General features: G+C 74.2%; 3 protein-coding genes. 2 read left to right on the top strand and 1 reads right to left on the bottom strand.

Going from position 1 to position 2,197, the window contains the following annotated elements; genetic code table 11:
- A partial coding sequence (locus AC1D15_RS28235; protein WP_477828620.1) for a winged helix-turn-helix domain-containing protein occupies nucleotides 1-1,287 on the bottom strand: 1,287 nt, incomplete at its 3' end.
- 135 nt (nucleotides 1,288-1,422) lie between these two features.
- Here AC1D15_RS28235 and AC1D15_RS28240 point away from each other — a divergent pair.
- Nucleotides 1,423-1,767, top strand: a complete 345-nt coding sequence (locus AC1D15_RS28240; protein WP_197067028.1) for a cupin domain-containing protein — start codon at nucleotides 1,423-1,425, stop codon at nucleotides 1,765-1,767.
- A gap of 95 nt (nucleotides 1,768-1,862) precedes the next feature.
- Nucleotides 1,863-2,197 (top strand): c-type cytochrome (locus AC1D15_RS28245; RefSeq protein ID WP_477828621.1); only part of this gene is annotated, 335 nt, incomplete at its 3' end.

Raw genomic sequence — 2,197 nt, forward strand, 5'->3', positions numbered from 1 at the left:
GCTCGGGAAGCAGCTGAGCCCGCGCAGGAAATGCAGCTCGGGCCGCCCGTCGAACTCCGCCGGTGGAAACAGCGCCAGCATGCGCGCCAGGCTCGGCGCACCGCCGATCGCCAGCAGCTCGGCGCCCCGCCCGGCCACGGCCTGGGCCGCCTCGTCCCACGCGCCCGCCCGCGCCAGGTAGCCGACGGCGCGCGGCAGGTCGTCCTCGCCCTCGGCCGCGCGGCGCAACAGCGCCGGCAGGTCGGCGGCGCGCTCGCGCTGCAGCCGGTCTTCGAGGAAATCACGGAACAGGTCGTGCAGCCGCAGCGTCAGCTCGTCGGCATCGAGCACGCTGACGAACAGGCCGCGCCGCTCCACCTCGGCCAGCAGCCGCGCCGCATGCGGCGAGCCGCTCACGTGCGCGCAGCGTGCCACGGTCAGCTCGGGCAGCACCGCGCAGCACAGCAGGAAGCTGCGCAGCTCGTCGGGCATCTCGTCGAGCACCTCGGCGGCGAGGTAGTCGAACAGGTGGCGCTGCGTCAACGCGCCGGCGCGCGCCCCGGGCGCACCCGGCCGCGCCGTCAGGTTCAGGCGCAGCCCGGCAGGCCAGCCGTCGGTGCGCTCCAGCAGTTCGCGCGCGGCCCCCGCCTCGGCCGGCATCCCGGCGCTCGCCAGCAGGTCGGCCACCTCGTTCTCGCTGAAGCGCAGTTCATACTGCCGGAACTCGCTGAGCTCGCCGGCCGCGCGCCAGCGGCCCATCGCGAGCGGCGGCTCCAGCCGGCTCGCCATCACGACACCCCACGGCTGCGGCAGCCGCTCGATCAGCAACTGCAGCAGCTCGAACACCTGCGGGTCGGCGATGCGGTGCACGTCGTCGAGCACCAGCAGGCCACGCGCGCGCTCGGCGCCGGCCAGCGCATTGACGAGCTCGTCGGCCACCGCGCGCAGCCCGCGCTCGCCGAGCGCCAGCGTGGCGAGCGCATCGGGGTCGACGCGCCACGGCAGGTCGTGCGGYTCCAGCGCGCTGCCCAGGCACGCGAGGAAGCGCGGCAGCTGGTCGTCCTCGTCGGCCGTCACCCACGCGAGCGCGGTGCCCGGCGGCAGCAGGCGGATCTGCCGCGCCAGCGCCGAGGTCTTGCCGTAACCCGCCGGTGCGAGCAGCAAGGTCAGCCGCTGCTGTTGCAGTGCCACGCCCAGCGCATGCTCCAGCACCGGCCGCCCGACCAGGCTGGTGCGCGGGCGCGGCGGCTGGATCTTGGCCAGCGCGAAGGCATGGGGAGCGGCTCCGGAGAGGGCGGTCGACGACATCGCGGGATTCTGACGGCGCACCGCCGGCACGGCGCGCTGCGCGACCTCCTCAAATGAGGGGATGGCCCGCCGTCCGGCGGCCGATGGCTCCTTCGGCCGATGCGGGCCAGGGCCGCCGGCCCGCAGCATCGCGGCATGCTTGTCATCAGCCACAGCGCCCTGCCCCGCGACCCGCCGGACGGCCCGAACCCGCGTGTCGGCGTCGCCGGGGCGGCGCAGGGAATCCATGCGTTCGAAGCCTGGACGCAGCAGCTGGAACCGGGCGCGGCCACCGGCTGCCACCGCCATGACGGCGAGCTGGCGATCCTCGTGCTGCAGGGCAGCGGCAAGCTGCAGCTGCCCGACGGGCCGCAGCGCTTCCAGGCACCGTGCACGCTGATCGTGCCGGCGGGTGCGGAGCACCAGGTCGTCAACCACGGCGGCGGGCTGTTGCAACTGGTTGCAGTCGCAGCTCCCCCGAAAGGGGTGGCTCCTCGCTGACGCGGCCGGTGGCTCCTTCGGGCGATGTGACGGCATGAGGCTCCCGGAACACTGCGAGCCTCACTGCAACACCCGCTTGACCCGGAGTCCTCACGATGAACACATGGTTGAAACGCGGCGCCTTCGCGCTGTGCGGCCTGGTCGCCACCGGTGCCGCGSCCCTGGTGCTCGGTGCGCAGCTGGGCGAACGCAAGATGCAGCGGCAGGTCGCGTTGCAAGTCGGCCCGGTGGCGCTGCCGGGCGATGACGCCGGGCTCGCGCGCGGCAAGTACCTGTACCTGTCGCGCGGCTGCACCGAATGCCATGGCGTCGACGGTGGCGGCAAGGACGTCGTCAACGACGGCAAGGGCATGCGGGTGCGCGCGCCCAACATCACGCCGGCGCCGGGCAGCGCGGTCGAGCGCTACACGGTGGCCGACTGGGTGCGCAC

The sequence above is a fragment of the Rhizobacter sp. P2_H2 genome (assembly GCF_056403375.1).

What these genes read in the sequence shown, in the direction of transcription:
- AC1D15_RS28240 (WP_197067028.1), top strand. Translation starts at nt 1,423, where the DNA reads ATGCTTGTCATCAGCCACAGCGCCCTGCCCCGCGACCCGCCGGACGGC.